Origin of the sequence: Dorea sp. 210702-DFI.3.125 (genome assembly GCF_020560945.1) — a bacterium.
Lineage (GTDB): Bacteria > Bacillota > Clostridia > Lachnospirales > Lachnospiraceae > Dorea > Dorea formicigenerans.
Genome location: NZ_JAJCNF010000005.1, coordinates 113,979 through 132,077, shown reverse-complemented (window position 1 = coordinate 132,077; position 18,099 = coordinate 113,979). Strand labels below are relative to the sequence as shown.

Here is an 18,099-nt window from a genome sequence, read left to right as displayed (position 1 = left end):
AGTGTCAAAGCCTCAATAATTACAATTTTATCCTTAACTTAATGACATTGTTTTTGAAAAAACCCCGTCCCCAATTTTTTATAAAAATACATATTTCAATACAAACAATACTGCCAGTACGTACATGAGTATGCTGACTTTCTTTTCTTTTGCTTTTCCTGTGATCAGGTTGAGTGCCACGTATGTGATAACTCCCATTGAGATTCCTTCGGAGATGCTGTAGAAGAATGGCATTGCGATGATGCATACATAGCAAGGGATTGCTTCTGACATATCGTTGAAATCTATGTTTGTTACGTTCGTGAGCATGTAAAGTCCTACAATTACAAGTGCCGGTGCTGTGGCAAATGATGGTATTGCAAGGAAGATTGGTGACAGGAACAGTGACAGTCCGAAAAGGATTGCTGTTGTGACTGATGTAAGTCCGGTTCTTCCTCCTTCGGATACTCCTGATGCGCTTTCTACAAATGTTGTTGTTGTTGATGTTCCGATTACGGCTCCGACTGTTGTTGCGACTGCGTCTGCCATAAGTGCGCCTTTGATTCTTGGAAGTTTTCCGTTCTCGTCGAGCATGTCTGCTTTTGCGGATACTCCGATCAGTGTTCCAATCGTATCAAATAAGTCTACGAACAGGAATGCAAACAAGATGACTATAAAGTTCAGAGAGAAGATTCCGCTGAAGTCCAGTTTGCAGAAGATTGGTGACAGACTTGGAATGGATAATCCGTTGCTGAAATTTGGCAACAGGCTATAGAATCCAAGATCTGCATTTGGTACATAAAGTCCTGTAAACTGGCAGATGATTCCGAGCAGCCATGTGATCAGGATTCCCCAGAGGATATTTCCTTTGATGTTCTTTACTACTAAAATTCCTGTAACGATAATTCCGATGATTGCAAGGAGTACTGTGATTCCTACATCGTTAAATGACGCGGATACTCCGTTTACTTCGTTATATTTATCTACGGAGAATAACTGAAGCAGTGTAGATCCTCCGATTACAATTTTTGCATTCTGAAGTCCGATGAATGCGATGAACAGTCCGATTCCTACGCTGACGGCTGCTTTTAAATTCTGTGGGATTGCATTGAAAATAGCTTCTCGTACATTTGTTGCAGACAAAAGAATAAAGATGATTCCTTCTGCAAATACGGCTGTCAGTGCATATTCCCAGCTATATCCCATTCCTAATACGACTGTGTATGCAAAATATGCATTCAGTCCCATACCAGGTGCCAGTGCAAATGGATAGTTTGCAAAGATTGCCATGAGCAGTGTTCCGATAAATGCTGCCAGAGCAGTGGCAGTAAATACAGCTCCTGAATCCATACCCGTTGCTGAGAGTATGCTTGGATTGACCGCAAGAATATATGCCATTGTCATAAATGTTGTGATTCCGGCAAGTATTTCTGTTTTCGCATCGGTCTTGTTTTCACTAAGTTTAAATACTTTTTCTAACATGATGTTCCCCTTTCGTTCCTGTAGTGTATAAAAACAACATTTTCATGATAGCATACCACATTTTAAAAAGCTATATTCTAAAAGCGGTTCTTCCATCTCAATCAGATAAAAAACCGCTCCTTTGTCCATTTATTAGTTTACATAATAACTATTATAAAATTTTACTTCTTTCAACACGAAATCACATTTTTCTTGCTAACTTTGTTAAAGAAAATTGAGTTCATATCCATCTTCGGTCTGCCGCACGGAAGCTTCAAAAAATGTCTTCATAGCCTGGATCATGTAATCTGTGTCTTTCACGCTTCCTGTCTCATATGGGGAATGCATGGCGAGCTGAGCCAGTCCGATGTCTACTGTGTTGACTGGTACCTGTGTCGTGGAAATGTTCCCGAGTGTGGAACCTCCCAGTATATCGGAACGGTTCACGTAAATCTGATACGGTACATTTGCCCGGTTGCAAATTTCCTCAAACACCGCTGCTGATATTGCATCGGTAGTATATTTCTGATTGGCGCTGTACTTGATGACCACTCCATTTCCCGGATATGGCCGATTCGTCGGGCATGCCTTGTCGGTATGGTTCGGGTGTACGCCATGAGCATTATCTGCTGAAAGCATAAAGCTGTTGGCGATACTCTGCCTGTATCCGGCCTCGTCCCGTCCCATGGCATGATTAATCCGAATCAGTGTATCTGCAAGAAATGTAGATGCAGCTCCTTGTTTTGTCCCACTTCCAACTTCTTCGTTATCGAATACGCAGTGAACTGGGATACTTTTTCCATTGATTACATTTTTTTCATTGATTACATTTTTTCCATCGACTTCGCTTTGTTCATTTGCCTGTACATTTTCCGATGGCAAAGATTCTTCAGACTGCAAGAAAGCTTCTAATGAAGAAAATGCGCACTGAAGATCATCCAGCTTCGGACTGGAAATGAATTCTTCGCAAGCTCCCCAGATGCTTCCTTTCATGCGATTGTAAAGGAACAGGTCACTTGCAAGAATCGCGTCCTCTTTTACATTTGCCGCCTCTGCAATCTGCTTCATAAATTTTCCTTTTGCTTCGCCGCAACCGTAAAGTGGCAGCATATCTTTCTGTATGTTATAATCGTAACCTTTATTTGCCTCCCGGTTCATATGAATAGCCAGATTCGGAATCATGACCAAATCCCGGTCTACGTTGACCAGCTTCGTGACAAGTCTGTTATTTTCTTTTACGATCAGACGCCCTGCCACAGACAGTGGTCTGTCAAACCACGGTGCACAGAGCATACCGCCATATTTTTCAACATTCAATTTTACATAATGTTCTTCCACGTTCATTTCCGGATTTGTTTTAATCTTAAAGCTCGGAGAATCACTATGGGACGCCACAATCTGGAACCCACAGTAATTCTGAGAATCCTGCGCCGGAATTCGAAATGCAATGAGTGATGAACCACTGCGGATCACATAATATTTCCCACCTGATTTCAGCTTCCACGCTCCGCTCTCTAAAAGCTGCTCATAGCCAGCCGCTTCCAAATGCTTTCTCATTGTATCAACGGCATGATACTGACTCGGGCTCTCTTCAATAAATGTAAACAGCTTTTGCACTGTGTCTTTATATTCTCTGTCTTCTTCCACGATATTAAATCCCTCTTTTCCTGTTTCTTCCGGTTCTTTCTATTCTATTTTCATTTTACTTTTTTACACGGATCCACGGATTTTTCTCCATGAAATGTTCCAGACGCTCTGGGTTCTGGTCGGAATGTTCGACCTCTCTGGAGTAGCGGTAGGTCAGCTCCACAACTTCTTCCATGGAAAGTGTCTTTTCATTTTCCAGCCATCTGGCGCGCAAGATTTCTTCTATTATATAGACACTGTACACGCACACCTGCATTTTCGCTTGAATACGTCCATCATAAACTGCCCCACAGAAATAGGTAAACACAAAATACACCAGCATTTGTTCCAGCATAATGTCCCAATCCGGCATATGCTCCTGCTTCCACAATTCAAATTCCTGGAGATTTACAAAGTATCTGAGCTGGTCAATGTCTTCCTCTGACTGTTCCTCTCCATCCTTTTGTGCTGTATTGCCTTTTTGTATTGCATTGCCTTTTTGTATTGCATTGCCTTTTTGTTCTGCATCGCTCTTCACCGAATCCTCATACACACTTGCCAGACCGCCGTAAAGTAATTTGTCTGCGTCCATCAGCACATACAGCCAGTTTTCTTTCAGAAGCTCCAGCCGATACAGATACTGAAATGTTTTCTGTGCGAATTCGAATCGTCCGGTCTCGTCTTTTTCAAATGCTTCCAGACGTTCTTTTGTATACTTTCTGGCTGTCTCGGACTCGTATTTCTTCGGAATATCCTCACAGGAAAACATTTCCCTGCGGTCTACATGTGCCTGCATATCATGGCTGATCGCCAGTGCCAGCGCCATGCGGTGATGAATGGAGAGACTTCTATCCTGAAGCATTTTTAAAATGCTTTCTCTTGCGTCCACCAACTGTGAATAAAAGAACAGGTCGAAGTCGCCATAATCTTCTTCTCCCGGCTTCTCATAACTTAAGAAATGCACCGGATTTTTCTTGCCTAATATGATTCTTGCTGCCTCCGGGCAGGAAAGGGAGAGCGTGATTTCCCTGACTCCCTCGAACTCTTCTATGTGGCGCGGATACATTTTACAAGTCCGGCACAGGCTGTCCGGTCCCGCCATCTGATAAAGCCGACAGAGATTATTCTGGTTTAAAAATGCACAGCGCTTTTCCGTATCCTGACGGAATACGCCCTCGCGCCAGTTGACACAGCGGCGCAGCTCGCGGGCAAGATTCTTTTCAATATTATTAAGCCCTGTTGCTGCCTTTGCGTACCGCCGCTTCGACTTCTCATCAATTACAATCTGCCACCCCGCGCAGCAAGTGTCCTCGCAGTCCCCGGCAATGCAGGAAAATTCTTTATAATAATCTGGTATGGTACATAACATCAAATATCCTTCTTTCCAAGACGGACATCTTCCATCTCTTTTACAAATGCTTCATCCATATGGTCGAAAAGGTAATTTTTTGTGCCGCCTGTTCGCTCCTTAATTTCTTCCTGAATTTGTCTGCGGGTGATTTCTACCTCTTCATAAAATTCTCTGGAAGAAATAAGTGCGCTTCCCTGTCCCTGGGTCACGACCTGCTCCACGCCATCGGAAGTTACGACTGTCACATGGCGTTTTCGTCCGATATGGTGCACGACCTTTTCTATGTACTGATCTGCTGTCTCAGCCTGCTTCGTATAAACAACGTGAATGTTGTGGTATTTCTGAATCTCCAGCGTATCGCCATCCACCTTATATGCATCAAACACAAGGATCACGGTACATTTCTTAAATCCCTGATAGTTGCTTAAGATATCCATTAATTTATTTCTGGCACTCTCAATGTTCACCTTTGCCAGTTCTTTCAGTTCGTCCCACGCAAAAATGACGTTGTACCCATCTACTAAAAGATATTCTGCAACCTTCTCCTGTGGTTTTTCTTCTTTATATTGGGACTGGGCAATGATCGTACGCGGTCCGTTGCCTGGTTTCTTACGTTCAATCTTTCCGTAAGTCCGCATGAAAATCTCTTCCAATTCCCGGTCTTCCGCGCCAAAATCACGACTTCTGCCTGATTTTGAAGGACTTCCACCGGCAGCACCATTTCTTAATACACCTCTGCCATTGCCATCAGCTTCTTCGTGCATTTCCTCCGCATCTTTGTCTTTTCTGAGATACTCCTCCAACTTAGAGGAAATGTGCATATGCTCCGGCACTTCCTGCCATGGTACATAATATCCGGCTCCGTGACTGCAAAATATAGAACCGGTCGGATTCTCGTTGTCCGCTTCCGGGTCATAGCCTGCATTTTCCAGAATCTCTTCTGTATTATGGCATGGTGCATAGCCCTGAAATACAAGTGTCAGCCGTCCCCGTCCTCTTGTGTAGCTCACCACTTCTTTCTGGTAATCACGCATACAGGCAACCGGCGCGCTTCCTGTAAGCACACTCTGATCCCCGTCTGTCTTCGGTGGCGCAAACTCACCGTACATACGCTGAACATCCGTCAGTGCACGCCCGATCATTTCTGACGGCACTTCCAGACGGAATTCATAATATGGCTCTAACAGTACACTTTCCGCCTGCATCAGTCCCTGGCGCACCGCCCGGTAAGTAGACTGTCGAAAGTCACCGCCCTCCGTGTGTTTCAAATGTGCTCTTCCTGCTACCAGTGTGATCTTCATATCAGTAATTGCCGCTCCAAGAAGCACACCTCTATGCTCCCGCTCCAAAAGATGTGTGAGAATCAGCCGCTGCCAGTTCAGATCCAGATCATCTGTACTGCAGTCGGTTGCGAACTCAAGTCCGCTGCCCGGAAGTCCCGGCTCCAGAATCAGATGCACCTCCGCATAATGGCGGAGCGGCTCATAATGCCCTACACCTTCTACGACATTTTTTATTGTTTCCTTATATACAATATTTCCAGTGCCAAATGTCACATCTACTCCGAATCGTTCGCTTACCAGACTTTTCAGAATCTCTGTCTGCACCTCGCCCATGAGCTGAACATGGATTTCGCCCAGTTCTTCATTCCAAATAACCCGAAGCATGGGATCTTCTTCCTCAATCTGGCGCATATAGCCGAGCATGGTATGTGCATCCACCTGATCAGGGAAATAAACCTGATAATTCAGAACTGGTTCTAACATCGGTGTTACTGCCTGTTTACCGGCTTCAATTCCAAGTCCCTCCCCTGGAAATGTATGCTTTAATCCTGTCACAGCACAGATCATGCCTGCTTTCGCCTGTTGTACTGTCTCGAATTTTTCTCCGGAATAAATTCGGATCTGGTCTGCCTTCTCTTCCCACGGCTCAGAGACTTGTCCACCTTTCAGCAAAGATTTAACTTTTAATTCACCGGAAGTAATCTTCATGTGAGTCAGCCGGTTTCCCTGAGGGTCACGGGAAATCTTATAGACACGCGCACCAAACTGCTGAGCATCTCCGCTGTTCTGTAATCTATTATCTGCCTGATCATAATTGGCCGAAACATTATCTCCCACATATTTTCCAACCCCGTCCAGTAATTCCTGTACACCTTGTAATTTCAGTGCAGCACCAAAATAACAAGGGAAAATCTGACGATCTGCAATCATCTGGCTTATGGTATCTATAGAAACTTCTCCCGCTTCCAGATACTCTTCCAGTGCACGTTCGTCCCCCGTGGCAATATCTTCCGGATCTTCCATGTCCACACAGGAAGCATCCAGTTTTTTCTTCAGCTCTTTTAGAATCAGCGTCTTGTCCGTCCCCGGCTGATCCATTTTATTGACAAATATGAATGTCGGAATCCGGTAGCGCGCAAGCAGATTCCAGAGCGTGCGGGTGTGTCCCTGCACGCCATCAGCTCCGCTGACTACCAAAACCGCATAATCCAGCACCTGGAGCGTCCGCTCCATTTCCGCAGAAAAATCCACATGCCCTGGTGTATCCAGAAGTGTCACCTGGCTGTCACCAAGCTGAAACACTGCCTGCTTGGAAAAAATCGTAATCCCCCTCTGTCGTTCCAGTGCGTAGTTGTCAAGGAACGCATCCCCATGATCTACACGCCCCGGCTTACGGATCTGTCCTGTCAGATAAAGGATTCCTTCTGAAAGCGTTGTCTTTCCAGAATCCACATGTGCCAGAAGCCCCACGCTGATATATCGTTTTGGTTTAGTTTCAGATGTCGTTCCCACCTAAAATCCCTCATTTCTACTAAAATCATTCTTTTTTCATCATAGCATACAATAAGACTTTCGTCGATATTCGGTATCCAATCCATGCACTTAAACTTCCAAAGATAACTCCACCGAGAATGTCTGTCGGATAATGTACATACAGGTACATTCTGGAAAATGCGATTAGAATTGCCAGCGCAAGGGCTGGTTTCCACAGTTTTTTCTCTCCTGCCAGATAAAGGGCTGTCACACTGGCAAACGACGCTGCTGTGTGTCCGGACGGGAAAGAAAAATCTTTCGGTTTTGCAACTAATACCTGTACTGCTGTGTTAACATCGTATGGCCGCACTCTCGCAATCAGATTTTTTAAAATTACATTGCATAAAATCACATCTACAATCAGTGCTGCTGCCATGATCACACCGCTTTTTCTTGTCTTTGGAATCAGGAGCATAACTATCGTAAGAATTATCCATATAATTCCCATATCTCCCAGATGTGTGATCAGCTGCATGATCTTGTCCAAAATTGGCGTATGTAAGCTCTGCAGCCAATTCAATATTTGTATCTCCATAATATCTTCTCCTTCCTGAGACAGCAAAGGGCGGTCTCAAGGAAGGATTTCTTATGTTTTCCTTAAGTCTGCCTCTGATAATATTACTTTTAAATTATATTATCATTACAATCCCAGCTCTTTTAACAGCTTTGCCTGATACTCAGAATCTGAAACTGCCTTTGCCAGATCCTTATTTCTCCCCTGTTCCAATAAGTATACAATCAGCTTATTAATTCGCGCCTCTCCAACACGTTCGCCTTCTTCTCGTCCTTCTGCGTATGCTTCCTGCCTTTCCATTTCTTTTTCTTCCCACTTCTGCATAAACTTTATCTCCATTTCTTTGCTCGACTTTAGCCTGTTGACCCGTTCATGCATCTGATGGATCCGTTCACTTTCACATTCTTCTACTACCGCATCTGTAGATTTCTCCATATATTCCAGAAGTTCAATCAACTCCCGGCTGACTAACTCCGGATGTTTTCCATGGCTATTCAGAAAGATTCTCGTTGCATCGTCCCCCAGTTCCATTTCCGGAACTTCCTCACATTGCATTTTGAATGTATAGCGATATAACTCATATCCAAATAAGTCAAATGGCATAATCATTATAATTACCACAGGATTTAGTAAATTAAAATCAATGCACCCCGGCGGTAACAAACGGCTGTCTATCATTCCCTGATATAACCGGCTTCGTTTTGGAAGATTTTTTGTGTTTGTCTTTTGTGGTTCTGTATCATACACCACATCATCTTCATCGACAGTGTAGACATCTAGTCTTATCTGACGTTTTTCAAAGGAACTTCTGCACTCCTTCTCCGTCTGGGGTGGCTGCTTCAGATGCGTATCCTGTCCCAGAATAATATCCAGGAGTGTCTTCATATTCTTATTCTCCTCGTCTTCCATCGCTTCATCAAACAGGAACTTATCCAACAGGTTCAGGTCTTTCAATTTTCTCTTCTCTTTTGTTGCCATAGCTTCTCCTTTCTTTTTGCAGATAAATGTCTGTTCAAAAGAAAATGCTATGATTTCTACCTATAGATTAACATATACTTTCAGTATATTCCAGTATATGAAGATAATTTCACATCATTTTTAACTTCATTTATCTGTCCGCTTATCATCACTTTTGGAATTACTGCCGATTCTTCTGGCTCCGAAAATGAATGAAATTAATATAGATACTTTGCAGATGATTAGAACCATCGTCTGCGTGTAGATATCATATCACAAAAAAAGGGCAGTCTCAAGGAAGGATTTCTTATGTTTTCCTTAAGTCTGCCTCTGATAATTTTGTTTCATATTTTAATATAAACAGCCAGCTGTTTTCTCATAAACTAGCTGCTCTTAATAAGTCCCATTTCTATAAATATCGGATACAGGTAGCTTGCGCCGAAGCATTTCAGTTTTTTAGGTCCTGCCACCTCTCCACTTAATTCTATGATTTTTTCAAGTGCCAGATCCACGGAAGCTTTCGTTATGGATTTCGTCTTTCTTGACACAAACATTTCATTTCCACGGATTTGATATGTATACTCCAGTCCCTTCACGGTACGAAAGGTCTGACTCTGTAGCAGGACTAATTCGTTCCATAGATAATCCTGCGCTTTTTCTCGTTCTGTCTCCTGAAAGATCCGCTCTCTAAGCTCCATAACATTTACCGGACCATAATTGTCAACACAAGGTTCGTTACCCATAGAATTATAGAAAGTACAATTGCAACTATACAGAAGTTGCGCCCGGCTTTTGCCCGTCCTTTTAATGCGGACTGCATGCCTATGCGTGCTCTGCTGTAGCCAAGTATTGCAAGGATAATAGAAATCAATGGTGATAAAAAGCTGATACCAAATGCCAGAATTCCGAACACAAGTGCCATCGTTGCTGCACTGGAATTATCCACGGTCTTCACCTGAACCGGCTGTGGTTTTGACTGTCCATTTGCACCATTCATGCCCTGCTGTCCTGTCATCTCATTCATACCGGCCTCAGGAATTGCCTGTTCCAATACATGAAAGAGCTGTTCCAGTCCTTCTCTGTACGGCTTTTTCTGCAAAGCTCCTACGAATCCATCCAGGCCCATTTCTTTTCCAAATGTGCTTTTCATCCATGCTTCCAGATGAAGTGTTCCATTTTCATAGGACCATTTCAGATACTTATATCCTTCAATCAGCGCATCTCCTGTCCGGTAAGCTGGCTCGCCTTTCCACTCTGATACAACGAACTGATTTTTCTGTAAATAGTCGTTCATAATAAATGTTACAAAATCTTCTGGTTTGTTCAGCACCAGGTCTTTCACATATCTTGCCATTTTCTACGCATGTCCTTTCTACCGGATTGCGTCCTTCATCTCTTTCACAAATGTGGAAATGTGTGGGACACAATCTGCTCCATATTTTTCACAGAGCTTCACAATTGCTGAACCTACAATAACTCCATCTGACTGGGATGCCATTTTCTCCGCCTGCTTGGGTTCCGAGATTCCGAATCCTTCTGCTTCTTTTGCGATCATGGCAATTCTCTCGTGGGAAGTCGTTGCGATCAAGGAGATGAGATCCAATCCATGCTCTTTAAATGGTATGGCAAATTCTTCTTTCTCTTCAAATGGTACGTCCGGCAAAATAAGTCCGTCCATCCCGATTTCTGCTGCCACCTTCGCAAAGCGCTCTGTACCATAAGAGTATACCACATTTGCATAGGTCATGAAAACCATTGGTATAGAAGTTTTCTGACGAATACGCCTTACCAGGTCAAATATTTTGTCGGTTGTCACGCCGCCTGAGAGCGCCCGTACATTTGCCGCCTGAATGACCGGGCCTTCTGCTGTCGGATCTGAAAATGGAATTCCAAGTTCAATGAGGTCTGCGCCTGCCTCTTCCATAGCGTACACAATTCGTTCTGTCACCGCCAGCGACGGATTACCACAAGTGATGAATGGAATAAATGCTTTCCCTTTTCCAAATGCTTTTTTTATGTTTTTATTCATGGATATTCTCCCCTCTGTAACGTGCGATTGCTGCACAGTCCTTGTCTCCGCGTCCGGATAATGTAATGACTACAATCTCATCTTTGTCCATCTGTGGTACGATTTTCTTTGCATATGCTACTGCGTGAGCGCTCTCGATGTCGTCACTGGAAAAATAGAGCATGTACGGAGAAGGATTGTGCGTCCGAAGCACCCGGTATGTATCAAAAAGACTTTCCTCGGCCTTCGCCCGCATCGGATTTGACAGAACTACCTGGAAAATGTCTCCCTCCCGAATATAATGCTTCGCTTTCTCTACCATTTTCTCGTATTTTTCTTCAGAGAATTGAGGCTTGATTTCGGTTTTTAACTGGATCGGTGGAAATTCCATTTTCTCACCTGTTTTCAGAATCTTCTATATCTCATTCAACTTCGCCTCCGCTTTTTCATAAGATTGCTCCAAATCCGCCGAGCGAACTCCGGTAAATGTTGGAATCCCCGGAAGTTCCGGTGTCCGGTTCTCATCAATAATCTCACGAAGCACCTGACCCGGGTGATCAACTGTCCGAAGTTCTTCCTCTGACCAGCCTCCCAGACTGGTCTTTCTGATCCGCATCTTCCCGTCGGTACAAGTGATCTCCATGGATGGATCGTATCCAAGAAATTAATATCGTCCCCACTGCTCGGTCTGGCCCGCACTCTCAAGTAAATAGCCGTGCCTGCTTTCTTTTCTTAAAATGCGCATGACCTCAGCCAGCGTATATCTGTCGGAATACATTTCCCGGCAGACCGGAAAACGCCCTTGACAGAAATGCGGATACACTCAGATGTCAATCTAACTTTATACTCTTCTGACAAACACTTCCTACATGGCATTATCCAAACAGGTTCTAGGGTCTAAGGTCATACCTTACTCTCAGCTTTGTCTCACAAGCTCCCCTGGTTGTATTGAACTGTTATCAGTATAAACCACCTTTTTGAAAATACAAGAGAAACCGCAGATCCGGCTCTTAAGCGGGCCTGACCTGCGGTCTCCTATTTATCGTCTTTGACAGACATTTCTATTATATCTTTTATGATCTTTGATTAGCTTCTGCGTCTTCTTCTGAAGATCAGAGTAATGAATGCTGCAACCATTGCAGCCTCGATCATGAACAGATAGAACATAACGTGTGAATTGTCACCTGTCTTCGGCTGATTCTTCTTTGTATTGTCAGCTTTCTTGGCAGTGTTTGTATTCTTGTTGTTCTTGTTGTCACCCTTTACAGTCGTCTTATCGCCTGATGGGTTCTGATCAGAAGGTTTCTTATTATCATCGATAACAGTTCCTTTCTTCACGATCTCGAACTTATCTGTTCCGTCCGGTGTCTCAGCTAATGCATAGTTTGAATTTAATCCTTCTACATTTGCGTAAATGTCATATAATCCAACTGTCTCACCAGCTTCACGGGTTAATGTAACTCCAAGCTCGTCACCTTCTACAACAGCACTTGCTGCAGTTGTATCTTCAACTGCCTGTGCAACAGCTTCTCCAGTTGCTCTTGATACTGTGTATGTCAGTTCCGGATCAGCGTCATCTTCTACCTTCTTCTTAGAGTCGATAGAGATGTTAATCTTTCTTGGGTTAACTGTAAGGCTTCCGCCTTCATATGTTACCTTGAAGTTTGCATTGTCTAATCCACTAACGTTAATTGCATATGGAGTAGTGCTTGCTGCCAGGTGTTTTCCTTCGTCCTGTCCTTCAATGCTGAAGTCTAATGACGGGAAGTCTGCTCCACTTACAATTGCTGGATCTGCCAGTTCACCGTTCATGTCGGAGATGTAATAATCAACATCCGGTACATCATCACCATATTCGATGGCCATGTTCATTGTCTTGATTGTGATTGGTCTTGCAAGAATATCAAATTTTCTATCTCCACAAGTAATATCATAATTCTTGTTTGCATTTTCAACCTGGGCTTTGATTGTGTAATGTCCTGGTGTTACATCTTCTGGTGTTTTAACAACAGAGACTGTTCCAAGACTTGCAATCTCTTCTTCAGATAATACCTTACCATTTTCATCTGTTACTGTGTAAGTGAATTCTGGTAACTGATCACGATAGTAAATTGGATTCTGAGGAGCATTTGGTGTAACTGTAACTACTTTTTGTTTTATAAATAATCTTGTGTATTTAGCATCTACACATGCATACTTAGAATCACCTTTGTAAGAAGCCATTACCTGATACATTCCTGCATCTGTCGGCTTTTCTGCACTCTTATATCCTGATGAACTCATATAAATGATATCTGCTTCTGCGATTCTTTCGTCTCCATGGTATACACCTGCTGTTATGCCGTGTGGCTGTCCATCATACGGAACTTCAAGATCTATACTATCATCAAATCTAATCTCTGTCTCAGCTTTTTTTACTGTATAGCATCTGACGATTGGTGCCGCTACATAATTGCCACCAACTGTGTAGATTTTTTCTACATAATTACCTGGCTCTCTGAGTGCATCTTCCGGCTCATTGCCTTTACTGCTTACCCATTTTCCGTCAGCTGTTACACCCACATATTTTGTCTTAATATTCGCACTGACAGTTTGCCCGTTCTGTGTTGCTTTTCCACTAAAGTCAAATTCCTGTGCTTCCTCATACGTTAAAGTACAATTCTTTGGAAGTGGACTATTGAACTCCAGTTTTACATCTTTTGACTGAGGTGCAATTGTCAGGTATCCAACACCTACTGCTGTGTTGTAGTTCTGGCTTGTAGATGCTCCTGCTGCAAGGTATACACCTGATTCTGTTGGTCGTTTGAAAGAAATAGACCAGTCTGCTGCTGCCGGATAAATCTTCAGAATCTGATTAACAACTTTCTGTACAGCGGAAATAATACCTGCATTATCTCCTAAATCAGGAAGCTTGTTGATAACGGTCATAAGATTTCCAACGGTCACTTTTCCATCCGGTACTAATGCTAAAATTGCCTGTTCCAATGGTACTTCTATTGTACCAATTACAGGAACTTTCTGTTTGATAACAATATTAGAAACATCAAATCCAACAAATGATTTTCCATTTCCATCGATTCCAACAATCATTCCAAGTGGTGCTGCATCTGATGGATCACTTGAGAATATCTGAGAGAAGCTTTCGCCATATTTAATATTCTGGCTGTTTACCCATACCTTTGCATCACCTTTTTTGATTGTGATGGTTGTTGTCGCAGAACTTGACAGATAATCTTCATTTCCGTTATAGGTAACTGTGATTTCCTGTTCTCCTGCTTTCCATTCATCTGTAGATGGAGTATAAGTAAAGTCATCTGCTGTTGTCTCAATCTTATTACCTGCTTTATCTGTTACAGTTGCATTCTGAGCAATCAGAACTTTGATTACTGCATCCATCATCTCAGTTGACTGATACTTCATCATAATTCCATCGTTGATAGAAAGTGTAGTTTCCTCACGAAGGTCTTTTAATGTGATTGTAACAGTCTTCTGCATAAATGGATACTTGTCTGTTCCCTTGTAGGTGATACGGATTTTTTCAGTACTCTTTCCAAATTCATGTAAAGTTGGTTCATACCACTCTGGCTGATAACCGATTGCCTTCCAGTTACCTAATCCTGTCAACGATGCATCGTACTCAATTGTTACATCATTCAATGTAATCTCCGGTACATTGTCTGTTCCAACAACTGCAGCAAAGATATTCTGCGCAATCTTATCTGTTGACATTCCATTGTGATATGATACCTCGGCATCTTTCACATCTAACTTACACTGAACTATCTGAGCAGTAATATTAAATATTTCATTATCCAAATCACCAGTCTTTAAAGTAACTGTTGCTGTCTGGTTAGCATAAGTAACATCCTCTACAGGATTATTGTTTACAAATATATTTTCTACCGCATACCCGTTATCCGGTGTTACATTAACTGTATAAGTAGAATTCAGTGCAACTTTCTTGCTAGCTATATCCTGACCATCAATTGTAATTTTTCCGTTCTCTGGATTGGTTACATTAACAAATGCACCAGCTGTTGCTTCGTATACAACATTGATTGTTGCATCTGTAACCGGCAGTGTATAGAAGCCATCTGCATTTGGAGTCATTGGTGTTTCACCATTTTTTACAGTTACATCATAGCCATCTACGTCATTGACTGTAAATGTTTTGTTCTCTGTGTCGTAGGATTTTACAGTGTCTGTAACAGCGGTACCATCAATCTTGACACCTGCGCCTTCAATGTTTGTGACATTGAAAGTTACATTGCTGTAATTCTTGACTGTGAATGTTCCAGCCTGTACCCATTCCATTGTAGGATTAATCCATGACCCGCCTGTTTTGATATACTTTTCAACTGTCACAGTTCCAGATGCTAAGGTATACTCCTTAGATAAATCTAATGGTGTTATTTCATTCCAATCATCAGTACTTGCAGTCTTTTTATATCGATACCTTGTAGCAGCACCAAACCAATCTTTAAAATCCTTTAACAACGTAGCACCTTTGATTGTCTCACCTTTGTGAATCTCCAATACATTTCCTGCCTTAACCGCTTTCGCATCCTGCGCACTCTGCGCATCAGCTGCTGCCGGCTGGGAAGCTGTGTTGTTCTGTGTTGTGCCTGACTGTGCTGTGTTGTTCTGTGTTGTGTCTGACTGTGCTGTTCTGTGTTGTGCCTGACTGTGCTGTGTTGTTCTTGGATGTGTTATCCTGTGAACTGTTTGTCTGACTATTGCTGTCTGATTCAGTCGATGTGCTTTCATTCGTTCCGGCAGTCGTCTGGTTTCCAGCATTTTCCTGCTGTCCGGCACTGCTTGAATCTTCTGATCCGGCAGTTCCTGAAGTCTGGTCTTCTGACTGTACTTCCTGAGCGGTGTCATTTCCGGCAGCGTATGCGGTTGCCGGCATTCCTGAAAGCACCATAGAACAGGCAATTACTGATGCAAGCAACTGCTTGTACTTTCTCTTCTTCATCGCTTTTCTCCTCCTATTAATTTTTCATTCCAAAAATATTTTCCCCCGTGGGCATAGACTCCCACAGTTAATTTTATATTAGCTTCTTTTTCTCATTAAGTCAATTCAAGCAGCCCCATTATTTTCCTTTTTCTTGTTTTTTATGCATATTTTTTCTCTCTGCTATTTTTTTATAGACATATGCTGACATTCTGATGACAGTTGCAGCATCCGGCAGCTTCTTCCGGACACATCGTAGCACAAGACAAAAGCTATTGCATCCAATATCTGCAATAGCTTTTTCCTTTATTTTCTATTCTGCTTTATCATTCTCCGGTTTTATCGTCTTACTTTGCGAATCCTACGACGACTTCCCGTCCGTCTGCCACATTTTCGAACATCCCCTTGATTACTTTCTTTGCATTCTCATCTGCATTTTCAAGGAATCCATATTCGTCTGATTCTGCTTTTTTCTTTGCCTTCTTTTCTACTTCCCCGACTAATTCCATGACTGCCTCTTTATCTACACTCATAATTGCGAAGTTCGTGTCATAGATCTTCAGGTCACTGGACTTGATCTTGATCGAATCTTCATCGATCGTGCAGTGCGGGATTGTGATCGTAATCTTGTCATCGGTCTCTTTGATCTTTGCGTTCTGCACATCCAGCCCGGCAGTGATGGTTGTTTTATACTGTACCAGGAACCGGTTCTTATTGATCAGCGGGATGGTTCCCTTTGTGCTCCTGAATACATCTGAGATGATCATCTTCTGTGTGGTCAGCTCTGCAGCATCTTCCAGTGTAGTCTCGAGCGGGATGCTCTCTTCCTTCGGACTGGTGATATACTTGTATGCAGATATCGAACCGATACTGATTACAACTGCGACTGCGCCCTCAGCGGTCCATTTGGCAAACTGCATCTCCACCCGGCTCTCACCTCCCCGGACTCTCTGTGCGCGCATGATTGCTTTAATCTCCGCTTCAACGGTTTAGTTGATTAAATTATTTTTCTATAAATTAGCACAACATTTTTTATTGTCAACATATTCTGAAATCTCTTTTGTATTTTTCTAAATACACTTTGTAAAATACTATCTTTTTTTCCTTCGATGGCGTTATAATAATCCTGGCGAATTTGAGCTTTGTACGAGGCAGCTTTTGTTCTTACAAAAATTGCGGATGTACTTTTTAATTTTAATGACAAATTCAAAATACAGGAGGTATTAATCAATATGACTATTACAGAAGATATCAAATATGTTGGCGTGAACGACCATGACATTGATCTTTTTGAAGGACAGCATCAGGTAGAGAATGGTATGGCATACAATTCTTATGTGATCACGGATGATAAAATTGCCATTTTTGATACCGTTGATGCACATTTTTCAGAAGAATGGCTTGCAAATATAAAAAATGTGCTCGGTGATGCAAAACCAGACTATCTGATCATTCAACATATGGAACCTGATCACTCCGCAAGTATTGGCATATTTATGGAGAATTATCCAGATACCACAATTGTGGCAAGCGCGAAAGCATTTACCATCATGAAGCAATTCTTTGGATGTGATTATGCCGAGCACCAACTTGTAGTCAAAGAAAAAGACACGCTGGAACTTGGAAAACATACACTTACATTTGTTGCAGCACCTATGGTTCACTGGCCAGAAGTCATTATGACTTACGATTCCTATGCAAAAGTATTCTTCAGCGCAGATGCATTCGGAAAATTCGGCGCATTGGATGTTGAGGAAGACTGGGCTTGCGAAGCAAGACGCTATTATTTCGGAATTGTTGGAAAATACGGCGCTCAGGTACAGGCACTTCTTAAGAAGGCTGCCGGTCTTGATATCCAGACCATCTGCCCACTCCACGGACCAGTACTGAACGAAAATCTGGACTTCTATCTGAACCTGTATCAGACATGGTCTGCTTATGAGCCGGAAGATAAAGGCGTGCTCATTGCCTATACTTCCGTCTATGGAAATACAAAGAAAGCTGCTGAATTACTGGCTCAGATGTTAGTAGACAAAGGCTGTGAGAAAGTTGCAATCACAGATCTTGCAAGAGACGACATTGCCGAGGCTGTGGAAGATGCATTTCGCTATGACCGCCTCGTACTGGCAACAACAACCTACAATGGGGATGTCTTCCCATTTATGCGAGAGTTCATTGAATCACTGACCGAACGCAATTACCAGAAACGTACCATCGGACTGATTGAAAATGGTTCCTGGGCTGCAACCGCTGCCAAAGTGATGCGTCAGTTATTTGAAAAGAGCAAAGAAATCGCATTTACAGAAACTACTGTAAAGATTATGTCAGCGCTCAACGAAGAAAGCACAACACAGCTTGAAAAACTGGCAGAAGAATTATGTAAATAGGTTAAACTTTTAACAGGACACGTAGTCAATCACCACTTGACTA

Annotated in this window: 15 protein-coding genes; 1 reads left to right on the top strand and 14 read right to left on the bottom strand. The window is 42.7% G+C overall.

The genetic code is table 11. The features are described 5' to 3' along the window. Positions 1-78: 78 nt before the first annotated feature. The 14 genes from LI164_RS04415 to LI164_RS04350 form a co-directional block, all read right to left on the bottom strand. A complete protein-coding gene (locus LI164_RS04415) occupies positions 79-1,461 on the bottom strand; it encodes an NCS2 family permease (RefSeq protein ID WP_005332204.1) in 1,383 nt (460 codons plus the stop codon). Between the two features lie 204 nt (positions 1,462-1,665). Further along, entirely contained in the window at positions 1,666-3,087 is a 1,422-nt protein-coding gene (locus tag LI164_RS04410; RefSeq protein WP_005332206.1) for a M18 family aminopeptidase, read from the bottom strand. 55 nt (positions 3,088-3,142) lie between these two features. Next, positions 3,143-4,435, bottom strand: a complete 1,293-nt coding sequence (gene fliB, locus LI164_RS04405; protein ID WP_005332208.1) for a flagellin lysine-N-methylase — start codon at positions 4,433-4,435, stop codon at positions 3,143-3,145. After that, a complete protein-coding gene (locus LI164_RS04400) occupies positions 4,435-7,212 on the bottom strand; it encodes an NYN domain-containing protein (protein WP_215683474.1) in 2,778 nt (925 codons plus the stop codon). The genes fliB and LI164_RS04400 overlap by 1 nt, the downstream gene beginning before the upstream one ends. A gap of 25 nt (positions 7,213-7,237) precedes the next feature. Continuing rightward, positions 7,238-7,768 carry a phosphatase PAP2 family protein gene (locus tag LI164_RS04395; protein WP_040015411.1) on the bottom strand — a complete coding sequence of 177 codons (531 nt, stop codon included), beginning with the start codon at positions 7,766-7,768 and terminating at the stop codon, positions 7,238-7,240. Positions 7,769-7,873: 105 nt separating this feature from the next. Beyond that, positions 7,874-8,725 carry an Rpn family recombination-promoting nuclease/putative transposase gene (locus LI164_RS04390; RefSeq protein ID WP_005332218.1) on the bottom strand — a complete coding sequence of 284 codons (852 nt, stop codon included), beginning with the start codon at positions 8,723-8,725 and terminating at the stop codon, positions 7,874-7,876. Between the two features lie 362 nt (positions 8,726-9,087). Then, positions 9,088-9,402, bottom strand: coding sequence for a hypothetical protein (locus tag LI164_RS04385; protein ID WP_005332221.1), 315 nt, complete (start codon positions 9,400-9,402; stop codon positions 9,088-9,090). 5 nt (positions 9,403-9,407) lie between these two features. Beyond that, positions 9,408-10,058, bottom strand: coding sequence for a hypothetical protein (locus LI164_RS04380; protein ID WP_005332222.1), 651 nt, complete (start codon positions 10,056-10,058; stop codon positions 9,408-9,410). A gap of 18 nt (positions 10,059-10,076) precedes the next feature. After that, positions 10,077-10,733: a tryptophan synthase subunit alpha gene (gene trpA, locus LI164_RS04375; protein WP_005332224.1), complete on the bottom strand. Its 657-nt coding sequence runs from the start codon at positions 10,731-10,733 to the stop codon at positions 10,077-10,079. Further along, positions 10,726-11,103, bottom strand: coding sequence for a chorismate-binding protein (locus tag LI164_RS04370; protein ID WP_227086773.1), 378 nt, complete (start codon positions 11,101-11,103; stop codon positions 10,726-10,728). Before LI164_RS04370 ends, trpA begins: the two co-directional genes overlap by 8 nt. A gap of 24 nt (positions 11,104-11,127) precedes the next feature. Beyond that, positions 11,128-11,355: a hypothetical protein gene (locus LI164_RS04365; RefSeq protein ID WP_227086772.1), complete on the bottom strand. Its 228-nt coding sequence runs from the start codon at positions 11,353-11,355 to the stop codon at positions 11,128-11,130. Between the two features lie 443 nt (positions 11,356-11,798). Continuing rightward, positions 11,799-15,248 (bottom strand): MBG domain-containing protein, encoded by a 3,450-nt coding sequence (locus tag LI164_RS04360; RefSeq protein ID WP_173794164.1) that lies wholly within the window; start codon positions 15,246-15,248, stop codon positions 11,799-11,801. A 46-nt stretch (positions 15,249-15,294) separates the two neighbouring features. Further along, positions 15,295-15,690 (bottom strand): hypothetical protein, encoded by a 396-nt coding sequence (locus LI164_RS04355; protein ID WP_227086771.1) that lies wholly within the window; start codon positions 15,688-15,690, stop codon positions 15,295-15,297. Between the two features lie 326 nt (positions 15,691-16,016). Beyond that, positions 16,017-16,631 carry a DUF4230 domain-containing protein gene (locus LI164_RS04350; protein WP_005332235.1) on the bottom strand — a complete coding sequence of 205 codons (615 nt, stop codon included), beginning with the start codon at positions 16,629-16,631 and terminating at the stop codon, positions 16,017-16,019. 270 nt (positions 16,632-16,901) lie between these two features. On the opposite strand from LI164_RS04350, the gene LI164_RS04345 reads away from it, so the two are divergent. After that, positions 16,902-18,056, top strand: a complete 1,155-nt coding sequence (locus tag LI164_RS04345) for an FprA family A-type flavoprotein (protein ID WP_173794162.1) — start codon at positions 16,902-16,904, stop codon at positions 18,054-18,056. The last annotated feature ends 43 nt before the right edge of the window (positions 18,057-18,099 follow it).